Origin of the sequence: Thiobacillus denitrificans DSM 12475 (assembly GCF_000376425.1) — a bacterium.
GTDB classification, from domain to species: Bacteria; Pseudomonadota; Gammaproteobacteria; order Burkholderiales; family Thiobacillaceae; genus Thiobacillus; species Thiobacillus denitrificans.
Genome location: NZ_AQWL01000018.1, coordinates 14,743 through 35,992, shown reverse-complemented (window position 1 = coordinate 35,992; position 21,250 = coordinate 14,743). Strand labels below are relative to the sequence as shown.

The window sequence follows — 21,250 nt, the reverse complement described above, 5'->3', positions numbered from 1 at the left end:
AGATGGCCGGACACAAGCGCTTTACGTTGGCGACGGACATACAGGTCTATTTCTGTGACCCTCGGAGTCCTTGGCAGCGTGGAACCAATGAAAATACGAATGGGCTACTGCGACAGTATTTCCCCAAGGGAACCGATATTTCGACCTACTCGCAAGCCAAGCTCAATGCCATCGCGAGGAAATTGAATGAGCGCCCTAGGAAAACACTAAACTACGCAACACCCGCCGAACGATTTCACCAATCCGTTGCGTCGATCGGTTGAATCCGCCGATTGATTGCGGCCGCATAATCCGGTTTCAATTCCAGCGCCCGCCGTAATGCGGATATGGCTGCTTCGTAACGGGCCGCCTTCTTGAGCCCCTTGCCCAGATCCTTGTGCGCCACGGCATCGGCAGGCCTGAGTTCCGCTGCATGGCGATAGGCTTCTACCGCGTCTGCATGGCGGTCGAGCCGTCGCAGGGTGTGGCCCATGCCCTGATAGGCCTCGAAGTAATCCGGCCTGATGTCGATTGCGCACTGGAAAGCCTGGGCAGACGCCTCGTTGCGCCCCAGTTGATGCAGAACGAAGCCGAGATTGGCGTGGCCTTCGGCGAAACCTGGCTTGAGCCCGATCGCGGTCTCATAGGCCGCCAGCGCCGCGTCCAGCCGCCCAAGAACCAGCAGGGTATCCCCCCGGTTGCCGTGGTATTCGGCGATTTCGGGGCGCAGCGCCAGCGCCCTGTCGTAGGCTGACAGCGCCTCGTCGTGGCGTTGCAGCTTCTTCAGCACATTGCCCTGGTTGTTGTGCGCTTCCGCCAGCCGCGGCGCAACGGCTGCCGCCTTCCGATAAGCCGCCAGCGCTTCCTCCAGACGGCCCAGGCCTTCCAGTGCATAGCCGAGATTGAACTGCGCCGGCGCCATGCCGGGATCGAGCCCCACCGCGCGCCTGAGCGGCAATACCGCATCCTGCAGATGCCCCTGGAGCAACGCCGCCATGCCCTGCAAATACCAAATCTGGGGCACTTTGGCATGACGACGTTGCAGCTCCCGGCCCAGTTTTTCCAGATCGGCCCAGCGGCCCGCTTGCAACAGGGCTTCGAGCTGACGCAGCGCCTCGTTCAGCGGAACGGGCTTCCCGGGTTTTTTCTTTTTCCCCGAGCGCGCCTGCCTGAGCAGTTCATCTGCCTGCGGATGGCGCAGGCCTTTGCCGATTGCCTCCATCATCACTTTTTTCGCCTCTTTCGCACGATCCAGATCCAGCAGGCACTGCGTCAGCGCCAGCCAGTGCTGCGGATTGCCAGGCGCCAGCCGGCGCGCCTGTTCCAACAGAGGCAGCGCGCCGAGGCAATCGTCCTGCTGCATCTTCAGCTCCCCCAATTGCCCAAGCACGTCAGGCTGCTGCGGAAACCGGCCGAGGATCTGCCGGTAAAACGCCTCGGCCTCGGCAAGGCGGCCGCCCTTGCGGTATTCGAGCGCCCGTTGCAAGGACTGCTGTAAATCGGGGGACGGGAAGGGGGAATGAGGGCTGGGCATCGTTGGGAGTATGAAAACAACAGGTAGAAAGCGCGAAAAGTTCAGGATAGTACCGCCACGCCTCCTCTTACGCCCGATAAAAAAGGTTCATCGCAACCCTGAGTTTCTTCGGTTCACGCCACACGCGCCTCCAGCACAAAATGCTCGGCCAGCGCCCGAACTTCCTTCATTCTGCCGTGCCCAGGATGGGTGCACGTTTCCACACTGACAAGCCCCGCGTGTTCCAGTGCGCTCACATCTCTTTTCACAGCGCTGCGGTCGCGATGCAAACGGGTTGCCAATGCCGTTATTGAAGCGGGTTCGTCTTTTACCGCCCGGAACAGCGCCAGCCGCCCCGGGGTCAGCAAACCCAATACCTCAGCCGGGTCCTCAAAGCTGATCACCCGTTCCACGGGCAAACGCTTGCCCTGATCCGCACGCTTTGCAATTTTCTTTCCACGTTGGAAAAAGTCGGTTTCCGTCGCAGTTTTAACAATGAGTTTGCTCATGATTTTTTCCTCAACGCCAGCCAGTCGCACTCAAACCGGTTCTCGATATCCTCGAAACTGACAAAATCGACCGCTTCAACCACTCCAAAATAATGTCGGTGGTGATATCCCTGCTGATTGTCATAGCCCACCACCCGTCCGCTGTCACCATGATGCAAATGATGGTTGATATACGCGAGGTTATAGCGGACCACTGCTCCCGGCTCATTCACCCATACTTCCCGTCGCAGCAAACCATTGCCACGCTTTTCTGCAATCGTGTGGGTTTCGTCGATTATCTTTCTCGCAGACATGATCAATTATGTCACACCTGTGGCAGGACGTACGCTTTCACCAACCACGCCCCAAGCCCACGAAGCCGAGCACCGCCCTTAACCGACAGGCATAAAAAAACGGGCCCCCGCGGGAGCCCGTTTCGACTTCGTCGTTCGAACCGGGTTGCCCCGGCGTTGAATTAGAAGGTGTGGATCATGCCCAGCGAGAAGACGGAAACGTCGCCATCAGCAACACCCGAACCGATACGGTCGCTGCCGCCGGCGCCGCTGCCGAAGGAGACATTTTCGCCGTCAGCGTACAGGGCGTAGACCGAGGTGCGCTTGGACAGGTTGTAGTCGGCGCCAATGGTCCACTGCTTGGGATCCGGGGAGCTGCCGTCGACGTCGCCGTCCATGTAGTTGGCCTTCAGCACCACGTTGCCCATGGTGTAGGCCGCGCCCAGCATCCAGGAATCGAAGTCCGCGTCGAGGCTGGTTTCGCCGTCCGACTTGTCGTACTGGCCGACCACCTTGAAGTTGCCGAAGCTGTAGCCGGCAGCCACACGCCACTCTTTGTCGACACCGCGGGTTTCGAGCGCGTCGCCGTCGCTATAGCCCAGGCCCACGAACAGGGGGCCGTTGGTGTAGGTGCCGTTCAGGCTCCAGAAGGAGTCGTCGGACATATCGCCAGCGGTGCCGCTGGTGGTGGTGGCGGCGAGCTCCGCTGCGTTGCTGTACTGGGCGGCGAAGGCCAGGCCGCTGAAGCTGGGCGACATGTAGGTCACCGAGTTCTTGCCGCGGGTGTCGGAATCGACACCGGTCACGTTGCGCGAGTCGGCCATGGTGTCGCCGAACAGGTCGACGCTGCGGCCGATCAGTTTCAGCGGGGTGTCGTAGTTGCCGATCATCACGGTGCCCATGGCGTCGCTCTTCAGGCCGACGAAGACGTTGCGCGAAGCCCAGCTGCCGTTCGCCTCGTCAATGTTGATGCCGGTCTCGATCTGCCAGATGGCGGCCAGGCCGCCGCCCAGGTCTTCGGAACCCTTGAAGCCGATGCGGCTGGCGTTGGAGGAAATTTGCAGATCTTCGACACCCGCAGCCTGGTCATCGAAAAGCGACGCGGACACGTGCAGCTTGCCGTACACGTCGACGTTGCTGGTGGCCGCGAAAGCGGGAGCGGAAACGACGCCGGCAACAGCCAGGGCGATCAGGGATTTTTTCATTGCTTTCTCCTAAGAAAGTAAAAATAAAAACCAGTTATGGTTTCAAGCTCTGCAGAGCTGTCCCACACGGATGTGCTTGTTGGACGTGGTCGATTATCCAGACCCGGAGCCGGGCAGCAAGGAAACCTGTTGTTTTTTCTGCAACAGCCGGGGGAAAGTGTTGTTTTGTTGCACCAACGCAACGGACAGCGCTGCGGAACAGGCCGCAGCGCTGTCCGTTTGTTACGAGGTTTCGAACTCCCGTGGCCGTGGAATCAGCTTTGTATGACACCGCATACACTCGCAGCATGGCTAGAATGGCACGATCTAACGAATGGCATTGAAGGGAGCCCCCATGCGCTGGGAACGCGGACGACGCAGCGACAACATCGAAGACCGGCGCGGCATCCGCGTAAGCGGCAAGGGGATCGCCGGCGGCGGTATCGGGGCGATCGTGCTTGCGCTGGTGGCGATGTATTTCGGGATGGACCCGGCGGTGGTGCTGAACCAGGCGGGCACGCTGGCGCCGGCGCAGGATGAACAGCCGGCCACGTTCAGCCCGGAAGAGGAAAGGCTGAAGGAATTCATGTCGGTGGTGCTGGCGGACACGGAAGACGTGTGGGGCACGCTATTCCAGGGCTCGGGCCAGCGCTACCAGCAGCCGAAGCTGGTGCTGTTTTCCGGCGCGGTGCAATCGGCGTGCGGTTTCGCCGAGGCGGCGATGGGGCCGTTCTACTGCCCGGGCGATCAGAAGCTGTATCTCGACATGAGCTTCTTCAACGATCTGGCGCAGCGCCATGATGCGCCGGGCGACTTCGCGCAGGCCTACGTGGTGGCGCATGAGGTGGGGCACCATGTGCTGACGCTCTTGGGCGTATCGGAACAGGTGCACGCGGCGCGCAGCCGCGCCAGCCAGACCGAAGGCAACGCGCTGCAGGTGCGGATGGAGTTGCAGGCCGACTGCTTTGCCGGGGTATGGGCGCACCACGCCAACAAGCAGCGGCAGATCCTGGAGCCCGGCGATACCGAGGAGGCGCTGGCGGCCGCCGCCGGGGTCGGCGACGACCGTCTGCAGAAACAGGCGCGCGGATTCGTGGTGCCGGAATCCTTCACCCACGGCTCGTCGGAACAGCGCATGCGCTGGTTCAAGCGCGGCATGCAGCACGGCGATCCTGGGCAGTGCGACACCTTCAAGCCGGCGCAGCTGTAGGGAGGATTCCTTGCGGGTCTGCGCGGCCCTGCTGCGGTCATCCCGCCACCGGTTCGCAGCGGGGCGCCGGCCTCCTCACACCCTGCGCCCCATCCCGGTCAGCCCCAGCAACAGGCGCACGATGCCGTAGGCCAGCCGCGACAGCGTGCGCTGCGGCCAGGAACGGCGCCGCCAGTCGGCGGGATCGAGCGGAGTGGACCAGGTGATGGCCTGCTGCAGCCGCTGCCGCAGGTCGCGGGCAAAGGCCGCGTCGTCGACGACGATGTTCGCCTCGCGCGCCAGCAACAGGCTGAAGGGATCGATGTTGCTGGAACCCACGGTTGCCCAGTGGCCGTCGACCACCGCCGCCTTGGCGTGCAATTCACTGGCCTGGTATTCGTAGATCATCACCCCGGCCGTAAGCAGGTCGTTGTATAGCGCACGCGAAGCGGTCTGATAGAAGCGGTGGTCGGTATGTCCCTGCATCAGCAGCTGCACCCGCACGCCGCGCGCGACGGCTTTTTTCAGCAGCCTGCGAAAACGGTTTCCCGGCAGGAAATAGGCGTTGGCGATGAGGATGCTTTCATGCGCCAGCGCCAGCGCGGCGAGATAGCTGCGCTCGATGTCGCGGCGGTGGAGCAGGTTGTCGCGCACCACGAAGGCGGCGCGCACGCGGCCATCGGTGGGCCACGACGGATCGAGCGGCGGCGGCTTGCGCTCGTCGGGCTGCAACTGCGTCAGCGCCACCAGCCGCCACAGGTGGCGCGCACTCTGGTGGATTCGCACGATCAGCGGCCCCTGCACCTCGACGCTGTAATCAAGCCGTGGCTCGGCGAAGCGTACCGGCTCGTAATCGTCGATCAGGTTCATGCCGCCAATGAAGGCGATGCGCGCATCGATCACCGCCAGTTTGCGGTGCAGCCGCCGCAGACTCTTGGGATTGGCGCGCCAGCCGTTCACCAGCGGACGATAGACCCGCACGCTGACGCCTGCCGTTTCGAGCGCAGCCAGCCAGGCGGCCGGCAACTCGCGCGAGCCCACGCCGTCGATCAGCAGGCGCACCTGCACGCCGCGCTGCGCGGCGCGCATCAGGGCATCGCGCACCGTCCCGGCAGTCGGGTCGGAACTGAAAATATAGGTTTCGAGATGAACTTCAGCGTGCGCTACATCGATCGCCGCGATCAGCGCCGGAAAGAATTCGGCGCCGCTTTGCAGCAGCCGTAGCCGGTTACCGGGCTCCAGCCCGACGCCGCGAAAAAACAGCGCACGCAACCGCTTGCGTGCGGTCATCCAGCCAGGTGCAGTTTGGCGCTCAGCGCGGCGTGATCGGAAATGCGGTGCCAGGCGTTGCCGGTGTGGACGTGCGCCGTGTCGATGCTGAAGCCTCGCACGTAGATGCGGTCCAGCTGGAACATGGGGAGGATGGACGGATAGCTGCGTGCCGGCTTGCCGTGGTGCGTCTCGAACACTTCGGCCAGCCCGAGCTCCCCCTTGAAGAAGGTGCACGCGCGCATCCGCCAGTCGTTGAAGTCGCCGGCGAGGATCAGTGGCGCGCCGTCGGGCACCATCTTATGCACACGCGCAGCGATCTGCGCCAGCTGGCGGCGGCGCCCGCCCTCGTTGAGCGCCAGGTGCACGTTGATGCAGTGCACCGGGCTGGCGATGCCCGGGACTTCGATCTCGCAATGCAGCATGCCGCGGCTCTCGTACGCGTGGGCCGAGATGTCCTCGTTCTCCCACGACAGGATCTTGTGGCGCGATAGGATGGCATTGCCGTGATGGCCGGTGTCATAGACGCAGTTCTTGCCGTAGGCAAACTCGGTGTAGATGTGGCCGGCAAGGAATTCGTGTTGCGGCTGGCTCGGCCAGTGCTGGAAGCGGCTGGCGCGCTGGCTGTGGCTGTGCTGCACCTCCTGCAGGAACACGATGTCGGTGCCCAGCGCGCCGAGGCGCTCGCGCATCTCGTGCACGGTCAGGCGCCGGTTGAACTGCGACAGGCCCTTGTGGATGTTGTAGCTGGCGACGTTGAGCGATGCGTCCATAAGTTCCATTATAAGCGTGCGGGAAGCTGGCGAATCGCCGCCGCGTTGCTCGACGAAAAGCAGCGCGCCGCCGCTGCTTCCCACGGCAGCCAGACATAATTCAGATGTTCGTGCGGCGAGAGTATGACTGGCCGCGGCGCCGGGAGTTTCATGCCGAACACGTGCTCGGTGTTGTGGGTGACGCCGGGCGCGTAGCGGTGGCGCCAGCGAGGGTAAATCTCGTAGCGGGTCTCGATGCCCCACGGCGCCAGCGCGAAAACTGCGGCGTCGAGCCCGGTCTCCTCGCGCACCTCGCGCAGCGCGGTCTCCATGAGCGTCTCGCCGGCGTCCTGCGAACCGGTGACCGACTGCCAGTAGCCCGGCGCATCGGCGCGCTCCATCAGCAGCACCTGGCCGTCAGCCGTATGGATGACGACCAGTACCGAAACGGGAATCTTGTGTGCGATCACTCGATGCGGGCGTGAAGCGTTTCGCCGCTGACCATGAGGCCGATCAGGCGGTCGATGTTGGGATGCCTGCCGGGATGCATGCTGGCATCCTCGGTATGCTCGGCGAAAATCGCCAGCCCCTCGGCAGCGGCCTCGGCGTTGATCGCGCCATACTGCTGCGCGAGATAGGCGTAGACGCGGAACGATCCGGCGCTGCCGGGCGCATTGGCAATGGCCGCGATTTCGACGCCGGCCGCATCGATCAGTACCAGCTTGTCACCGGCAAACTCGGGCAGGGTTTTCAGGGTATCTGCGAATTTCATTTCGGAATCCTTTTGTCCGCGAATACCCGAAGGGCATAAAGGACGCGAAGAAGGGCAGAGCCGGCTCTCGTGCCGTGATGGCTTCGCGGAGTTTATGCCCGCCAGAGCGCTCGCAATGACAATGTAGTCAAGGTTTTCTTCGCGCCCCTTCGCGTCCTTTATGCCCTTCGGGTATTCGCGGATGAAAAAAATTAAGCCACCTTGTCCGCCGGATTGATGTTGCGCAGCCGGATATGCAGCTCGCGCAGCTGCTTCTCGTCAACCACGTTGGGCGCGTTGGTCATCAGGCAGGAGGCGCGCTGGGTCTTGGGGAAGGCGATGACGTCGCGGATCGATTCGGCGCCGGTCATCAGCGTCACCAGCCTGTCCAGCCCGAACGCCAGGCCGCCGTGCGGCGGCGCGCCGTACTGCAGCGCGTCGAGCAGGAAGCCGAACTTCTCACGGCGCTCTGCCTCGCCGATGTTCAAGGCGGCGAACACCTTCTCCTGCACGTCCTGGCGGTGGATACGCACCGAGCCGCCGCCGACTTCCCAGCCGTTCAGCACCATGTCATAGGCCCTGGAGAGACACTTGCCGGGATCGGTGGCAAGCCATTCCTCGTGGCCGTCCTTGGGTGCGGTGAAAGGATGGTGCAGCGCGTCCCAGCGGTTCTCGTCCTCGTTGTATTCGAACATGGGGAAGTCGACCACCCACAATGGCGCCCAGGCGCGGCCGTCGAGGTGCCCTTTCTCGTGACCGATCTTCAGGCGCAGCGCGCCGAGGGCGTCATTGACCACTTTGGCTTTATCCGCGCCGAAGAAAACCAGGTCGCCGTTCGCAGCGCCGGTACGTTCGATCACCGTACGCAAGGCAGCTTCGGAAAGATTCTTGACGATGGGCGACTGCAGGCCGGCCTCGTTCAGCTGCGTGGCGTCGTTGACCTTGATGTAGGCCAGCCCCTTGGCGCCGTAGATCTTGACGAACTCGGTGTAGCCGTCGATCTCGCTGCGGCTCAAGGCCGCGCCGCCGGGGATGCGCAGCGCGGCGACGCGACCTTTCGGGTCGTTGGCCGGGCCGGAGAACACCTTGAAGGCCACATCCTGCATCGCGTCGCCGACGTCGACGATTTCCAGCGTCACCCGCAGGTCGGGCTTGTCGGAACCGTAGCGGTTCATCGCTTCAGCGTAGCTCATGCGCGGGAAGGCGGCGGGCAGGTCGATATCCTGCGCACGCTTCATCATGTCGCGGATCATGCCCTCGACCAGACCCATGATCTCCTCTTCGCCCATGAACGAGGTTTCGAGGTCGACCTGGGTGAATTCGGGCTGGCGGTCGGCGCGCAGGTCCTCGTCACGGAAGCACTTGGTGATCTGGAAATAACGGTCGACGCCGGCCACCATCAAGAGCTGCTTGAACAGCTGCGGCGACTGCGGCAGCGCGTAGAACATGCCGTCGTGCACACGGGAGGGCACCAGATAGTCGCGCGCGCCTTCCGGCGTGGAGCGCGTCAGCATCGGGGTTTCGACTTCCATGAAGCCGTGCGCGTCGAGGTAGTCGCGCATCAGTTTGGAGACGCGGTAGCGCAGACGCAGGTTCTTCTGCATCGGCTCGCGGCGCAGGTCGAGGTAGCGGTACTGCAGGCGGATGTTCTCGTTGATGGTGTCGTCGTCGATCTGGAACGGCGGCGTCAGCGAGGGATTCAGCACTTCCAGCTTTTTGGTCAGCAGCTCGACCATGCCAGTCGGCATGTTGGGGTTTTCGGTACCGGCGGGGCGCGGCCGCACCAGGCCCTCGATCTTCAGCACAAACTCGGAACGCACCTCCTCGGCCAGCTTGAACGCTTCCGGCGTATCGGGATCGATCACCACCTGCATCATGCCTTCGCGGTCGCGCAGGTCGATGAAGATCACCCCGCCGTGATCGCGCCGGCGGTGCGCCCAGCCGCACAGGGTGACGCTGTTGCCGATGTCGGCGGCGCTGACGGCGCCGCAGTAATGAGTACGCATGTGCTTTTTCCTAATTGAAAGCCTGGCCTATTTAGTGCCGGGGCGTGCTTCACTCGAAGCGACGCCCATCGAGACGATGTATTTCAATGCGCGGTCGACCGACATATCCAGTTCGACAACCTCGCTCTTTTTCACGTAAAAATAAAAGCCGTTCACCGGGCTCGGCGTGGTGGGAATGAATACCGCCACGTGCTCCTCCGGCAGCATGCGCGCCACCTCGTCCGGAAGATTGGTCTGAAACGCCAGCGACCATGCCTGCGGATGCGGGTAGCGCACCAGCAATACCTTGCGAAAGGCATGGCCGCTGCCCGACAGGATGGTGTCGGATACCTGCTTGACGCTGCCGTAGATGGTTTTCACCACCGGGATGCGGATCAATTGCCGCTCCCAGAAGTCGACGATCTTCTGGCCGACGAAATTGGCGCCGAACATGCCGGTCAGCACGATGACCAGCAGCGTCAGGATCACGCCGAGACCGGGAATTCGCATCCCCAGCCAGGCTTCGGGCAGCCATTCGGCAGGCAGCACCATCAGGCTCTGATCCATGGTGCCGATCAACAGGTCGAGCACCCACAGGGTGATCCCCAGGGGCACCCAGATCAGCAGACCGGTAATGAAATAGCGTTTCATTCGTTCCAATCAGTCAAAAACGAAGAAGCGGGCGGCTCGCACCGCCCGCTTCCCGGCACATCCGGCCCCGTCAGTTACACGCCGGACAGGCGCCCGTGCCGCAGGCTGGCGCGGGCGCTTCAGGCTGCGTTTCGGGCTTCGTTTCGGCCGGTTTGCTACCGCCACCCTTGAAATCGGTGGCATACCAGCCGGTCCCCTTCAGGGCGAAGCCTGCCGCCGTGAGCTGCTTGGCGTAGGCGGCCTTGCCGCACGACGGGCAATCCGTCAGCGGCGCGTCGGACATTTTTTGCATTTCGTCCTGCGAAAAACCGCAGGACGCACATTTGTAGGCATAAATCGGCATGATTCGCTCCGATAAATCAAGAAGTTGCGGAATTATACCGAATATGAGGCTGGTCTTCGCCAGTTCAATGCCGCATCCTTGAACGGAATCCGTGACCGGCCCCGGGGTTTCCTTACCAGTCGAACATGAGGCTCAGATAGGCTCGCCGGCCAAACAGGTTGTCATTGCGAAACTCCTCGTAGCGCCTGCCACCCAGGTTCTGGCCGACCAGGGCCAGTTCCATCTGATGTCCCGCTGTTTTCCAGCGCCTGGCCAGGCGCGCGTCGACCCGGGTAAACGCCTTCGTGATGTCGCCGTCGCCCAGCCAGTACATGGCGCCCACCCGGTAAACCCCGACACTGGTCTCCCAGCCGTCGGCAAGCTTGAATATTCCCAGTGCAGAAAAGTTATGGGTCGGCGCAGAGTGCGCAATATCCTTTTCCTCCGCTTCGATCTTTACGCGTGCGTAGGACATGACCAGGTCGAGCCAGCGTTGCGGCGTCCAGCGCAATTGAACGTCAGCGCCCCGGATATCGACGCTATGCTGGTTGCTGGCCTGAAACAGCTTGGGAAAGACCGCCCCCGGATCATCGCCAATATCCAGCGAACCCATCATTCGCCGGACCTTGTCGTCAAACAGGCGGACATCGAACTGCAAGCGCAAAGGCCGGACGTGTCCGATGTAGCCCACTTCCCGGGACAGAATCCGTTCGGGCTGCAGGCCGTCCGCAGGCGCAAACACACGGTCAACCTGATTTCCATTTACGGTAAAGAAGCGCAGGTCTCCCTCAGCCTCGAAAAAAGTGGGGGATCGATAGGCCTGGGTGATGGATGCACGGAAGGCATGATCGGCGGACTGGAGGAAATTCACCGCCAGGCGGGGCGACACATCGAAACCGCTCAGGTAATGATGCTCGGCCAGGGCGCCCGCATGGATCATCCAGTCCGGAACAGGGCGCCACTCGGCGTTGCCGAACAGGCGATACAGCGCGCCGGCACGCGCATCCTTATTGTAAAAATACGCTGGCGACTTCACGCCTTCCCAGCGCGCTTCGGCACCCCATACCAGACGCAGGCGTTCGCTTGCCCGCGATATCATCTGAAACTCGATGTCTTCCCGCCACTGGGTGTAGCCGTAATCCACTGGCACCAGGCCAAAAGGGGTCGGCACGACAAAATCGTCCTCCTTGCGGACGCGCGCGTGATAGAACTGCAGCGACCATTCGTTTTCCGGGTCGAGCACGCGCCGGAACTTCAGCTGAAAATGTTCCGTGCCGGTATCCAGACGCCGCACCGGGTCGACAAAATCCTCGTTTTCCACCACCCCCTGGCGCCAGTCGCCGCGGCTCAAGGCAAACGTGGTGCTTATTTCATCCGTCGGCGACAAACGATAATCCGCCCTTAAATCCATGTGGCGGGTGGCCGTTTTTTCCATCTGGCTATCGAAGCGGTCGCGCCGCTGGTCCGACACGGTCAGCCGGTAGCGCAGGTCATCCTTGCCGCCCCCATGGCGGAACATGGCGCCGCGCATGCCCTGCCCGCCGACCTGCACCGAGAGATGGTTACCCGGCACCTGGGCGGCATCTTTGGTGATGATGCTGATGATGCCGAAAAAGGCATTCGACCCATAGGTTGCCGAATTGGGGCCACGTACCACCTCGATGCGCTCGATATCCTCGATCGACAGCGGAAGCGATGACCAGGGCACCTCGCCGAATGCAGCGGTATAGACCGAGCGCCCGTCGATCAGCACCTGCATCCGCCGGGAAAAGGCGTCGGCCAGCCCGTGATAGCCGACGCCCCAGGTGTTGTCGCGGGTATAGGCCACGCTGAAACCCGGCACCAGGCGGAACAAATCGGGAATGTCGCGAAAGCCCGAGGCGCGGATCATGGCCTGGTCGATGACGGTGACGGCCGCAGGCGCCTCGCCCACCGGCTGCGACAGGCGCGACGCCGACAACACCACCGGCACGTCGTTGAGGAAATCGGATTCGGTGATCTCCGCCCGTGCCATGACAGGCGACAGCAAGCCTCCGCCGAGCAGAAGCGCGACGCCCAACGCGCCCGATGCCGTGTGTTGTTTATCGTTCACCCTATGTCGGCGCGCCGTGCACGCCGCCCCCTCTCCGCCCCGTTTATTATGAATGCGCGGGATATCGGCCGACCGCTCTGTAGCCTGAGACTCAGAACGGAATGTCGTCGTCCATGTCGTCGAAGCCGCTGCTCGCCGGGCGCTGCGCGGCGGCCGGCGCATTTGTGCCCGCATTGCTGCGCGGCTGACTGCGCGGCGGCGCCTGGTTGAAGCCGCCATCGTCCATCTCGGCCATGCCGCCGCCCTTGCTGCCCAGCATCTGCATGCGGTCGCCGCGGATTTCCGTCGCGTATTTCTCGATGCCTTCCTTGTCGGTGTATTTGCGCGTACGGATCGAACCCTCGACGTAGACCTGGCTGCCCTTTTTCAGGTATTGCCCGCACACTTCCGCGGTGCGGCCGAAGAAGCTGACACGATGCCATTCCGTGGCTTCGACCAGCTGGCCAGATTTGTCCTTGTATTTGTCGGTGGTGGCGATGGCGAGATTGGCGACGGCTTCCCCGCTCGGCAGGTAACGCATTTCGGGGTCGCGCCCGAGATTGCCGACCAGAATGACCTTGTTGACGGATGCCATGTTTTCCCCCGGATTGAAAGTGGATTGAGTTGATCGTGCTGAATGTGGTGCGGATTCTATCAGGCTGCCTCAAGCAGGCTGCGCGCGCCGGCTTCGTCCCAGCCCTGGAGGCTGACCTTGAGCATGGCCACGCCTTCCTCGGCCAATACCACGGCTTCGACCACGCCCGCCACCTCGGCCAGCTGCGCCCTCAGCAGGGCGGCCTGGCCCGCGGGCATCACGCCAACACGGAACAGCCGGGTCTTGATCGCGGGCGGCGGCGCCATCGACAGGCTGGCCAGCAGCCATGCCGCCATCAGCACCACGCAGAATATGAAAACGGCCGCAAAGCCGTGGTGCTGTGCCAGCCAGCCGCCGAACACGCCGCCGAAAAACAGGCCCAGCGACTGCGCGGTATTGTAGACGCCCATTGCGGTACCCTTGGCCGACACCGGAGCCAGCTTGGAGATGAGCGAGGGCAGACTGGCCTCGAGCAGGTTGAAAGCGACGAAGTAGAAGAACAGCGCCCACACGATGCCCCAGAAATGGTCGATGCCGAAGGCCAGCCCCAGCTGCGCCAGCAGCATCAGCGCCACCGCACCGACGAACACCGGCTTCATCTTGCCGCGTTTCTCGCCAGCAATGATGGCGGGCAGCATCAGCACGAAGGATCCGAGCAGTACCGGCAGGTAAACGGCCCAGTGGTGGTCGGCCGCCAGACCGCTATTTTTGAGCGCCACCGGCACCACCACGAACATCGCCATCTGCGCGGCGTGCAGGGAGAAGATGCCGAAGTCGAGCCGCAACAGCTGGCGGTCCTTCAGCACGTCGATCAGTTTCGCCGGGTTGGCCTGCGCATCGGCGTGAAAATAGCTTTCTGCGGGTTCGGGCATCCACACTTTCACCACCCAGATGGCGGCCAGCGCCAGCGCGCCCGTCAGCGCAAAAATGCCCGGCACGCCGATGACACGGTTGAGCGCCGGCCCTGCCACCAGCGACACGGCAAAAGCGAGGCCGATGGTCGAGCCGACCAGCGCCATCGCCTTGGTGCGGTGCTCCTCGCGCGTGAGGTCGGCCAGCATCGCGGTGACGGCGGCGGAAATGGCGCCGGCGCCCTGCAGCGCACGGCCGGCGATGGTCCAGTAGATGTCGGTGGCGGTGGCGGCCAGAAAGCTGCCGAGCGCGAACACGATGAGACCGAAGATGATGACCTTCTTGCGCCCGATGCGGTCGGACGCCATGCCGAAGGGGATCATCAGAATCGCCTGGGTCAGGCCGTACATGCCAAGGGCGAGGCCAACCAGGGTATGGTTGTCGCCGCCGGGCAGATGTTCGGCGTACAGCGCGAACACCGGCAGGATGAGGAACATGCCCAGCATGCGCAGGCCGAAAATCGCCGCCAGGCCCGCTGCAGCGCGTTTTTCGGCGCGGGTCATGCTTTCTGACAGGTCGAGGTTGGCCACTGCGGAATTCGGTGAAATCGGGAAGTCCGTTATATTAGCAGGTTGCGAATTACGCTCGCCGACCTAACCGATGGCTGTCAACCCATGGAATACATCCGCATCCGCGGCGCCCGCACCCACAACCTGAAAAACGTCAACCTCGACCTGCCGCGCAACAAGCTGGTGGTGATCACGGGACTGTCGGGCTCGGGCAAGTCCTCGCTCGCCTTCGACACGCTCTACGCCGAAGGGCAGCGGCGCTACGTCGAATCGCTGTCGGCCTACGCGCGGCAGTTCCTGCAGTTGATGGAAAAGCCTGACGTCGACCTGATCGAGGGCCTGTCCCCGGCGATTTCCATCGAGCAGAAGGCCACCAGCCACAACCCGCGCTCGACCGTCGGCACTGTCACCGAAATCCACGACTATCTGCGCCTGCTGTACGCCCGTGTCGGCGATCCGCAGTGCCCGGAACACCACATCACGCTGGCGGCACAGACGGTGTCGCAGATGGTCGACGCGGTGCTGGCGTTGCCGGAAGACACCAGGCTGATGATCCTGGCGCCGCTGCTGGTGGGCAGGAAGGGCGAAAACATAGAGCTCTTCGCCGAGCTGCGTGCGCAGGGCTTCGTGCGGGTGCGGGTCGACGGCAGCGTGCACGAGATCGATGCCGTGCCCAAGCTCGACAAGAACAAGAAGCACACCATCGAGGTGGTGGTCGACCGTTTGAAGGTACGTGCCGACGCCAAGCAGCGCCTGGCCGAAAGCTTCGAGACCGCGTTGCGCCATGCGGATGGGCGCGCACTGGCAGTGGAAATGGACTCCGGCCGCGAACATCTGTTCTCCGCCAAATTCGCCTGTCCGGTATGCAGCTACGCGCTGCCCGAACTGGAACCGCGCCTGTTCTCATTCAACAATCCGATGGGCGCCTGCCCGAAATGCGACGGCCTCGGCCAGATCACCTTCTTCGATCCGGCGCGCGTGGTCGCCTTCCCGCACCTGTCGCTGGCCAGTGGCGCGATCAAGGGCTGGGACAAGCGCAACCAGTTCTTCTACATGATGCTGCAAAGCCTGGCGATGCATTACGGTTTCGAACTCGACACACCGTGGGAGTCGCTGCCGCCGCGCATTCAGGACGTGATTCTCAACGGTTCTAGCCGCGAAGCGATCGCCTTCCAGACGCTGGCGCCGCGCGGCGGCTACACCACCAGGAGTTATCCGTTCGAGGGCGTGCTCGCCAACATGGCGCGCCGCTACCACGAGTCCGACTCGATGGCGGTGCGTGAGGAACTCGCCAAGTACCAGAACAACAAGCCCTGCCCGACCTGCAAGGGAACCCGCCTGCGCGAGGAAGCGCGCCATGTCATGGTCGGCGGCGTGCCCATCTATGCAGTCAGCGCGATGCCCTTGAAACAGGTGCTGGGATTTTTCGAGGCGCTCAGGCTCGACGGTCACCGCGCGCAGATTGCCGACAAGATCGTCAAGGAAATCGTCGCCCGCGTCGGCTTCCTCAATAACGTGGGGCTCGATTACCTGTCGCTCGACCGTTCCGCCGACACCTTGTCGGGCGGCGAGGCGCAGCGCATCCGCCTCGCCTCGCAGATCGGCTCCGGCCTCACCGGCGTGATGTATGTGCTCGACGAACCGTCGATCGGCCTGCACCAGCGCGACAACGACCGCCTGCTCGCTACGCTCAAGCACCTGCGCGACATCGGCAACTCGGTACTGGTGGTCGAGCACGACGAGGACGCGATCCGCGCCGCCGATTACGTGGTCGACATGGGCCCCGGCGCCGGCGTGCATGGCGGCGAAGTGGTAGCCGAAGGGTCGCCGGAGGAAATCCGCCTGAGCCCGGCCTCGCTCACCGGCCAGTATCTGTCGGGGCGGCGCGCGATCGCCATTCCCAAGAAACGCCGCGCACCCGATGCCGAAAGACAGCTGGTGGTGACGAATGCCAGCGGCAACAACCTGAAGAACGTCACGCTCAACCTGCCGGTGGGACTGTTCGTCTGCGTCACCGGCGTCTCCGGATCGGGCAAATCGACGCTGATCAACGACACCCTCTACACCGCGGTCGCGCGCCACCTCTATGGTTCCAGCGCCGAGCCCGCCCCGCACGGCGAGATCCACGGGCTGGCATTTTTTGACAAGGTGATCAACGTCGACCAGTCGCCGATCGGCCGCACCCCGCGTTCCAACCCGGCCACCTACACCGGCCTTTTCACGCCAATCCGCGAACTGTTCGCCGGGGTGCCGGAAGCGCGCACGCGCGGTTATGGCCCGGGCCGCTTCAGCTTCAACGTCAAGGGCGGACGTTGCGAGGCCTGCCAGGGCGACGGCGTGATCAAGGTTGAGATGCATTTCCTGCCCGACATCTACGTGCCGTGCGATGTCTGCCACGGCGCGCGCTACAACCGCGAAACGCTGGAAGTGCAGTACAAGGGCAGGACCATCCGCGACGTGCTGGAAATGACCATCGAGCAGGCGCATGAATTCTTCGCCGCGGTGCCGGTGGTCAAGCGCAAGCTGCAGACCCTGCTCGACGTCGGACTGGGCTACATCCGCCTCGGCCAGTCCGCCACCACGCTGTCCGGCGGCGAAGCGCAGCGCGTCAAGCTCGCGCTCGAACTGTCCAAGCGCGACACTGGGCGCACGCTCTACATCCTCGACGAGCCGACTACCGGTCTGCATTTCGCCGACATCGACCTCTTGCTGAAAGTACTGCAGCGACTGTCAGACGCCGGCAACAGCGTGGTCGTCATCGAGCACAACCTGGATGTGATCAAGACCGCCGACTGGCTGATCGACCTCGGCCCCGAAGGCGGGGCCGGCGGCGGACAGATCATCGCCGAAGGCACGCCCGAAGCCGTGTCCGACAATCCGGCCAGCCATACCGGCAAGTATCTGCAACCGGCGCTGGCGCGGCACTGACATGAACGAACCGGTCCGCCTCTCCAAGCTGATGTCGGAGCGCGGCCTGTGTTCGCGCCGCGAGGCCGACAGCTACATCGAGCGCGGGCTGGTGTTTGTCGACGGCAGACGGGTAAGCGAACTCGGCACCAAGGTCGACCCCGACTGTGCGATCCGCCTCGACACGCAGGCCAGCGCGCAACAGCAACAGCGCGTCACCATTCTGCTGCACAAGCCGGTCGGCTATGTGTCCGGCCAGCCGGAGCCGGGTTATCAACCCGCCGTGGTTCTGATCCGGCCCGAGACCCAGTGGCGGGACGGACGTGCCAGCCCAGCCTTTCATCCCGCTCATCTGAAAGGCCTGGCGCCTGCCGGGCGGCTCGACATCGATTCGACCGGCCTCCTGGTGCTGACGCAGGACGGGCGCATCGCCAGACAGCTGATCGGCGACGAGTCAGAGATCGACAAGGAATACCTGGTGCGGGTGAGCGGACACCTCGATGAGACAGGTCTTGCGCGGCTCAACCACGGCCTCTCGCTCGATGGCCGCCGTCTGCGCCCGGCCAAGGTCGGCTGGCAGAACGCCGATCAGCTGCGTTTCATTCTGAAAGAAGGCCGCAAGCGCCAGATCCGCCGCATGTGCGAACTGGTCGGGCTGCAAGTGGTGGGGCTGAAACGCGTGCGTATCGGGCGCGTGCGGCTGGGCGATTTACCGCCAGGGCAATGGCGTTACTTGCGTCCGGACGAGCGTTTTTGAGCTTCAATGCGTGAGCCTCAATGGGTAAACAAACGCCAATAGGCTTGTTCTCGACGCGTTTTGGCGTTAATAATAAAAAAGTGCGGGTTGCCAGACCCGCATTTCCTTTACATTCCATCCACACCAGGGAGACCTTCATGCAATCCAAACTTCTCGTCGCACTTTTCGCTGCCCTTGCGCTGACCGCCTGCCAAAAGGCGGAAGAGGCCGCCTCCCCCGCCATGGAACAGGCCCAGGAAGCGGCCGGCGCTGCTGCCGATTCCGCACAGGAAGCGGCGGGCGCTGCTGCTGATGCGGCCGGCGACGCTGCCTCTGCTGCAGGCGACGCCGCTGCCGGCGCGGCCGCCGACGCTGCCCAGGGGGCCGCCGACGCCGCCGCGGCCGGTGCCGACAAGATGCAGGACATGGCCGACAAGGCCAAAGACGCCGCGCAGTAATTCCGCTTCAGGCAGCGCAATCGGCCGGGGAAAACCTGGCCGTTTTTGTTTGCCTGGCCAGCGCGTCACGCCCAGACCCAGCCCCCTGCAATCCTGCATCGGTTCTTCCACCTATATCCGATGAATCCGCGCACCCTGCTGCTCGATTCGTTTCACGCTGCCGTCGCCGCAGCCGATCCCGCACGTATCCTGCCGCCGCACCTGCCCGCGCCGCCAGGCGGCCGCACCTTGGTGGTCGGTGGCGGCAAGGCAGCCGCCAGCATGGCCGCTGCCGTCGAGGCTCACTGGCCGGCTGATGCGCGACTGTCCGGCGTGGTGGTCACCCGCTATCGACACAGCCTGCCTACCCGCCGCATCGAAGTGGTCGAGGCCAGCCACCCGCTGCCCGACGGGCGCGGCGAAGCCGCCGCCTTGCGCATGCTGGAGATGGCGGCAGGCCTGGGGGAGGACGATCTGCTGCTGGCGCTGGTTTCGGGCGGCGGCTCCAGCCTGCTCGCCGCACCGGTCGCAGGCGTCAGCCTGAAGGAATTGCGACAGGTCACCAAAGCCCTGCTGCACGCGGGCGCCCCCATCCACGATATCAACACTGTGCGCAAACATCTCACCCGCCTGTCGGGCGGGCGACTGGCGCGCGCTTCAGGCAAGGCCCAGGGGCGCGCGCTGATCATTTCCGATGTTGTCGGCGACGACCCCAGCATCATCGCATCCGGCCCCTGCACGCCCGATCCCACCACGTGTTCCGACGCGCTCGAGCGGCTGGCACATTTCCGGATCGCGCTTCCCCACGGGGTTCAACGCCATCTCGAAACCTGCTCGGCCGATGCGCGCGGCGACACGCCCAAACCAGACGACCCGTGCTTTTCACGCATGGAAAACCGCGTCATCGGCTGCGCGCACGACAGCCTGGTGGCTGCGGTCGGCGTCTTTGAGCAACACGGCATCCCAGCGCTGCTGATTTCCGACAGTATCAGCGGCGACGCCCAGGCCGTTGCCCGGCAGCATGCCGCACTGGTCCGCGCCTGCCTCACCGGTGGGGCGCTCGCCTTGATCTCGGGAGGCGAAACCACTGTTGCGCTACGTCCGCAGCATGGGCGTGGGGGGCGTAACAGTGAATATTTGCTGGCTTTGGCGCTGGCCTTGCGCGACATCCCAGCCTGGGCCATTGCGTGCGACACGGATGGCATCGACGGCAGCGAAGACAATGCCGGTGCGCTGCTCGCCCCGGACACGCTTGCACGTGCCCGGGCGCTCGGCATTCAGGCAGAAACCCTGCTGGCGGCGCATGACAGCTATGGATTTTTTTCCGCGCTGGGCGACCTGGTTGTTACCGGCCCCACCCGCACCAACGTCAACGACTACCGGGTGCTGCTGCTCGGCGTGAATTGAGCGCCGTCAATTCAGCCGCTGAACCCGAACCGGGTCGCCGACCGTCAAGCCGAACGCCGTCGCGGCACTGCCTCGGTTAACTGCAAGCTCCAGCAGTCCCACGCTGTTGAGAAACCAGAACCCCTCCCCCTTGCCGATAAAACCAAAACTGTCGCTGTGCCTGAACGATACGTCTGCGGCACTGACGCGCGCATTCTTCGGGACGCCGCGGATACCGGTCCAGGCGTTGCCATAATGGTCGATGTATATCACGCGGGCCAGGTCGCCGGCATCGAACTCGACATCGAGTTTGTCTGTCTGGGTCAACTTGGCGACAGGAAATTCGCCGCGCGCAATGTCGGCCGCAATCGGCGCAAACAGGTCGCGACCGTGAAACGTGGCCGACAGGGTTTCGGGCTGCCAGTGGATACGCCATAGCCGGGTGTCGCTGTGCCGTGCAGCCACGATGGACAGCAATCCGTTGTCCGGCCCGACGAACCAGCGGCCCCTAGCCAGGACGACCACGGCACTGCGCGGCGTGCCGACGCCGGGATCCACTACGGCCAGAAATACGCTGCCTGGCGGAAAACCCGGCGCAAACGCAGCGAGCAGATGGGCGCCCGCATGGGGATTGAAGTCTGGCGCCTCGTGCAGCAGGTCCACCACCTGCTGGCCGGGCGCATGCTCAGCCAGACGAGCCTTGACCTGGCCAATATAGGGATCGCGTACGCCGAAATCGGTGAAGAGAACAATCACGACTGCTCCTGTGGCAGGCGGGAAAGCCAACTATGCACGACCATGCCGGGAGCCGGCAAGTAGAATGCAGATGTCCAGATCCAGCCCGGGCCAAAGAAAAAGCCGGGATGTCCCGGCTTTTTCAACTTGTTCAACAATAGGGCTTATTCGGCATCGACCGGTGCGACATCGCTGTCCGGGCGATCAACCAGTTCGACCAGTGCCATCGGCGCATTGTCGCCATTGCGGAAACCGTATTTCAGGATGCGCAGGTAGCCACCGGGGCGGGTCTTGTAACGCGGGCCCAGTTCACCGAACAGCTTGACGACCATTTCGCGATCGCGCAGACGGTCGAACGCCAGGCGATGATTCGCCAGGCTAGGTTCCTTGCCCAGGGTGATCAGCGGCTCGACGAAGCGGCGCAGTTCCTTGGCCTTCGGCAGCGTGGTCTTGATGACTTCGTGCTTCAGCAGCGACACACTCATGTTGCGGAACATGGCCAGACGATGGCTGGTGGTCCGGTTCAGCTTGCGGTTGGATTGACGGTGACGCATGGCATTTCCTTTCAGTCAGTATTCTTGGGCCA

General features: G+C 63.4%; 22 protein-coding genes. 6 read left to right on the top strand and 16 right to left on the bottom strand.

Annotation, left to right across the window (positions count from 1 at the left end):
* Positions 1 to 263: IS30 family transposase (locus tag B059_RS20555; protein WP_157273760.1), on the top strand; the 263-nt coding region annotated here is incomplete at its 5' end.
* Here B059_RS20555 and B059_RS0117605 read toward each other — a convergent pair.
* The 4 genes from B059_RS0117605 to B059_RS0117590 form a co-directional block, all read right to left on the bottom strand.
* Positions 236 to 1,465, bottom strand: a complete 1,230-nt coding sequence (locus B059_RS0117605) for a tetratricopeptide repeat protein (RefSeq protein WP_018079546.1) — start codon at positions 1,463 to 1,465, stop codon at positions 236 to 238. The genes B059_RS20555 and B059_RS0117605 overlap by 28 nt on opposite strands.
* 161 nt (positions 1,466 to 1,626) lie before the next feature.
* The gene (locus B059_RS0117600; protein ID WP_018079545.1) at positions 1,627 to 2,001 is read right to left on the bottom strand and encodes an HVO_A0114 family putative DNA-binding protein; all 375 of its coding nucleotides are present in this window, start codon (positions 1,999 to 2,001) and stop codon (positions 1,627 to 1,629) included.
* Positions 1,998 to 2,294 (bottom strand): hypothetical protein, encoded by a 297-nt coding sequence (locus tag B059_RS0117595; protein ID WP_026177624.1) that lies wholly within the window; start codon positions 2,292 to 2,294, stop codon positions 1,998 to 2,000. The genes B059_RS0117600 and B059_RS0117595 overlap by 4 nt, the downstream gene beginning before the upstream one ends.
* A gap of 161 nt (positions 2,295 to 2,455) precedes the next feature.
* Entirely contained in the window at positions 2,456 to 3,478 is a 1,023-nt protein-coding gene (locus tag B059_RS0117590; RefSeq protein ID WP_018079543.1) for a porin, read from the bottom strand.
* 334 nt (positions 3,479 to 3,812) lie between these two features.
* Between B059_RS0117590 and ypfJ the strand changes: the two genes are divergently transcribed.
* Entirely contained in the window at positions 3,813 to 4,667 is an 855-nt protein-coding gene (gene ypfJ / locus B059_RS0117585) for a KPN_02809 family neutral zinc metallopeptidase (protein WP_018079542.1), read from the top strand.
* A 75-nt stretch (positions 4,668 to 4,742) separates the two neighbouring features.
* Here the strand turns inward: ypfJ and clsB are convergent, their stop codons facing one another.
* The 10 genes from clsB to B059_RS0117535 all read right to left on the bottom strand — a co-directional run bounded on the left by clsB (position 4,743) and on the right by B059_RS0117535 (position 14,457).
* Positions 4,743 to 5,936, bottom strand: coding sequence for a cardiolipin synthase ClsB (gene clsB / locus B059_RS0117580; RefSeq protein ID WP_018079541.1), 1,194 nt, complete (start codon positions 5,934 to 5,936; stop codon positions 4,743 to 4,745).
* A complete protein-coding gene (locus B059_RS0117575; RefSeq protein WP_018079540.1) occupies positions 5,933 to 6,688 on the bottom strand; it encodes an endonuclease/exonuclease/phosphatase family protein in 756 nt (251 codons plus the stop codon). The genes clsB and B059_RS0117575 overlap by 4 nt, the downstream gene beginning before the upstream one ends.
* Positions 6,689 to 6,696: 8 nt before the next feature.
* Positions 6,697 to 7,137, bottom strand: a complete 441-nt coding sequence (nudB, locus tag B059_RS0117570) for a dihydroneopterin triphosphate diphosphatase (RefSeq protein WP_018079539.1) — start codon at positions 7,135 to 7,137, stop codon at positions 6,697 to 6,699.
* Positions 7,134 to 7,439, bottom strand: a complete 306-nt coding sequence (locus tag B059_RS0117565; RefSeq protein WP_018079538.1) for a DUF2322 family protein — start codon at positions 7,437 to 7,439, stop codon at positions 7,134 to 7,136. The genes nudB and B059_RS0117565 overlap by 4 nt, the downstream gene beginning before the upstream one ends.
* A 191-nt stretch (positions 7,440 to 7,630) precedes the next feature.
* The gene (gene aspS, locus B059_RS0117560; protein WP_018079537.1) at positions 7,631 to 9,424 is read right to left on the bottom strand and encodes an aspartate--tRNA ligase; all 1,794 of its coding nucleotides are present in this window, start codon (positions 9,422 to 9,424) and stop codon (positions 7,631 to 7,633) included.
* A gap of 27 nt (positions 9,425 to 9,451) precedes the next feature.
* Complete coding sequence (locus B059_RS0117555) at positions 9,452 to 10,054, bottom strand: DUF502 domain-containing protein (protein ID WP_026177621.1); 603 nt, start codon at positions 10,052 to 10,054, stop codon at positions 9,452 to 9,454.
* Positions 10,055 to 10,124: 70 nt separating this feature from the next.
* Entirely contained in the window at positions 10,125 to 10,397 is a 273-nt protein-coding gene (locus B059_RS0117550) for an FmdB family zinc ribbon protein (RefSeq protein ID WP_018079536.1), read from the bottom strand.
* A 112-nt stretch (positions 10,398 to 10,509) separates the two neighbouring features.
* Positions 10,510 to 12,468: a TonB-dependent receptor plug domain-containing protein gene (locus B059_RS0117545; protein ID WP_245538823.1), complete on the bottom strand. Its 1,959-nt coding sequence runs from the start codon at positions 12,466 to 12,468 to the stop codon at positions 10,510 to 10,512.
* A gap of 91 nt (positions 12,469 to 12,559) precedes the next feature.
* On the bottom strand, positions 12,560 to 13,042 hold the full coding sequence (ssb, locus tag B059_RS0117540) for a single-stranded DNA-binding protein (RefSeq protein ID WP_018079534.1): 483 nt from the start codon (positions 13,040 to 13,042) through the stop codon (positions 12,560 to 12,562).
* Between the two features lie 59 nt (positions 13,043 to 13,101).
* Positions 13,102 to 14,457, bottom strand: coding sequence for an MFS transporter (locus tag B059_RS0117535; RefSeq protein ID WP_026177619.1), 1,356 nt, complete (start codon positions 14,455 to 14,457; stop codon positions 13,102 to 13,104).
* Positions 14,458 to 14,568: 111 nt separating this feature from the next.
* Between B059_RS0117535 and uvrA the strand changes: the two genes are divergently transcribed.
* The 4 genes from uvrA to B059_RS0117515 all read left to right on the top strand — a co-directional run bounded on the left by uvrA (position 14,569) and on the right by B059_RS0117515 (position 19,950).
* On the top strand, positions 14,569 to 17,391 hold the full coding sequence (gene uvrA / locus B059_RS0117530; RefSeq protein ID WP_018079532.1) for an excinuclease ABC subunit UvrA: 2,823 nt from the start codon (positions 14,569 to 14,571) through the stop codon (positions 17,389 to 17,391).
* 1 nt (position 17,392) lies between these two features.
* Entirely contained in the window at positions 17,393 to 18,127 is a 735-nt protein-coding gene (locus B059_RS0117525) for a pseudouridine synthase (protein ID WP_018079531.1), read from the top strand.
* A 137-nt stretch (positions 18,128 to 18,264) separates the two neighbouring features.
* Positions 18,265 to 18,564 (top strand): hypothetical protein, encoded by a 300-nt coding sequence (locus tag B059_RS0117520; protein WP_018079530.1) that lies wholly within the window; start codon positions 18,265 to 18,267, stop codon positions 18,562 to 18,564.
* Positions 18,565 to 18,684: 120 nt separating this feature from the next.
* Positions 18,685 to 19,950, top strand: coding sequence for a glycerate kinase type-2 family protein (locus B059_RS0117515; protein WP_018079529.1), 1,266 nt, complete (start codon positions 18,685 to 18,687; stop codon positions 19,948 to 19,950).
* A gap of 6 nt (positions 19,951 to 19,956) precedes the next feature.
* Here the strand turns inward: B059_RS0117515 and B059_RS0117510 are convergent, their stop codons facing one another.
* Both B059_RS0117510 and rplQ read right to left on the bottom strand, forming a co-directional pair.
* Positions 19,957 to 20,685, bottom strand: a complete 729-nt coding sequence (locus B059_RS0117510; protein ID WP_018079528.1) for an SAM hydrolase/SAM-dependent halogenase family protein — start codon at positions 20,683 to 20,685, stop codon at positions 19,957 to 19,959.
* 143 nt (positions 20,686 to 20,828) lie between these two features.
* Positions 20,829 to 21,218, bottom strand: a complete 390-nt coding sequence (gene rplQ / locus B059_RS0117505) for a 50S ribosomal protein L17 (RefSeq protein WP_018079527.1) — start codon at positions 21,216 to 21,218, stop codon at positions 20,829 to 20,831.
* Positions 21,219 to 21,250 lie beyond the last annotated feature (32 nt).

What these genes read in the sequence shown, in the direction of transcription:
- B059_RS0117600 (WP_018079545.1), bottom strand. Translation starts at nt 2,001, where the DNA reads ATGAGCAAACTCATTGTTAAAACTGCGACGGAAACCGACTTTTTCCAA.
- B059_RS0117595 (WP_026177624.1), bottom strand. Translation starts at nt 2,294, where the DNA reads ATGTCTGCGAGAAAGATAATCGACGAAACCCACACGATTGCAGAAAAG.
- B059_RS0117590 (WP_018079543.1), bottom strand. Translation starts at nt 3,478, where the DNA reads ATGAAAAAATCCCTGATCGCCCTGGCTGTTGCCGGCGTCGTTTCCGCT.
- ypfJ (WP_018079542.1), top strand. Translation starts at nt 3,813, where the DNA reads ATGCGCTGGGAACGCGGACGACGCAGCGACAACATCGAAGACCGGCGC.
- clsB (WP_018079541.1), bottom strand. Translation starts at nt 5,936, where the DNA reads ATGACCGCACGCAAGCGGTTGCGTGCGCTGTTTTTTCGCGGCGTCGGG.
- B059_RS0117575 (WP_018079540.1), bottom strand. Translation starts at nt 6,688, where the DNA reads ATGGACGCATCGCTCAACGTCGCCAGCTACAACATCCACAAGGGCCTG.
- B059_RS0117565 (WP_018079538.1), bottom strand. Translation starts at nt 7,439, where the DNA reads ATGAAATTCGCAGATACCCTGAAAACCCTGCCCGAGTTTGCCGGTGAC.
- aspS (WP_018079537.1), bottom strand. Translation starts at nt 9,424, where the DNA reads ATGCGTACTCATTACTGCGGCGCCGTCAGCGCCGCCGACATCGGCAAC.
- B059_RS0117555 (WP_026177621.1), bottom strand. Translation starts at nt 10,054, where the DNA reads ATGAAACGCTATTTCATTACCGGTCTGCTGATCTGGGTGCCCCTGGGG.
- B059_RS0117550 (WP_018079536.1), bottom strand. Translation starts at nt 10,397, where the DNA reads ATGCCGATTTATGCCTACAAATGTGCGTCCTGCGGTTTTTCGCAGGAC.
- ssb (WP_018079534.1), bottom strand. Translation starts at nt 13,042, where the DNA reads ATGGCATCCGTCAACAAGGTCATTCTGGTCGGCAATCTCGGGCGCGAC.
- B059_RS0117535 (WP_026177619.1), bottom strand. Translation starts at nt 14,457, where the DNA reads ATGACCCGCGCCGAAAAACGCGCTGCAGCGGGCCTGGCGGCGATTTTC.
- uvrA (WP_018079532.1), top strand. Translation starts at nt 14,569, where the DNA reads ATGGAATACATCCGCATCCGCGGCGCCCGCACCCACAACCTGAAAAAC.
- B059_RS0117525 (WP_018079531.1), top strand. Translation starts at nt 17,393, where the DNA reads ATGAACGAACCGGTCCGCCTCTCCAAGCTGATGTCGGAGCGCGGCCTG.
- B059_RS0117520 (WP_018079530.1), top strand. Translation starts at nt 18,265, where the DNA reads ATGCAATCCAAACTTCTCGTCGCACTTTTCGCTGCCCTTGCGCTGACC.
- B059_RS0117515 (WP_018079529.1), top strand. Translation starts at nt 18,685, where the DNA reads ATGAATCCGCGCACCCTGCTGCTCGATTCGTTTCACGCTGCCGTCGCC.
- rplQ (WP_018079527.1), bottom strand. Translation starts at nt 21,218, where the DNA reads ATGCGTCACCGTCAATCCAACCGCAAGCTGAACCGGACCACCAGCCAT.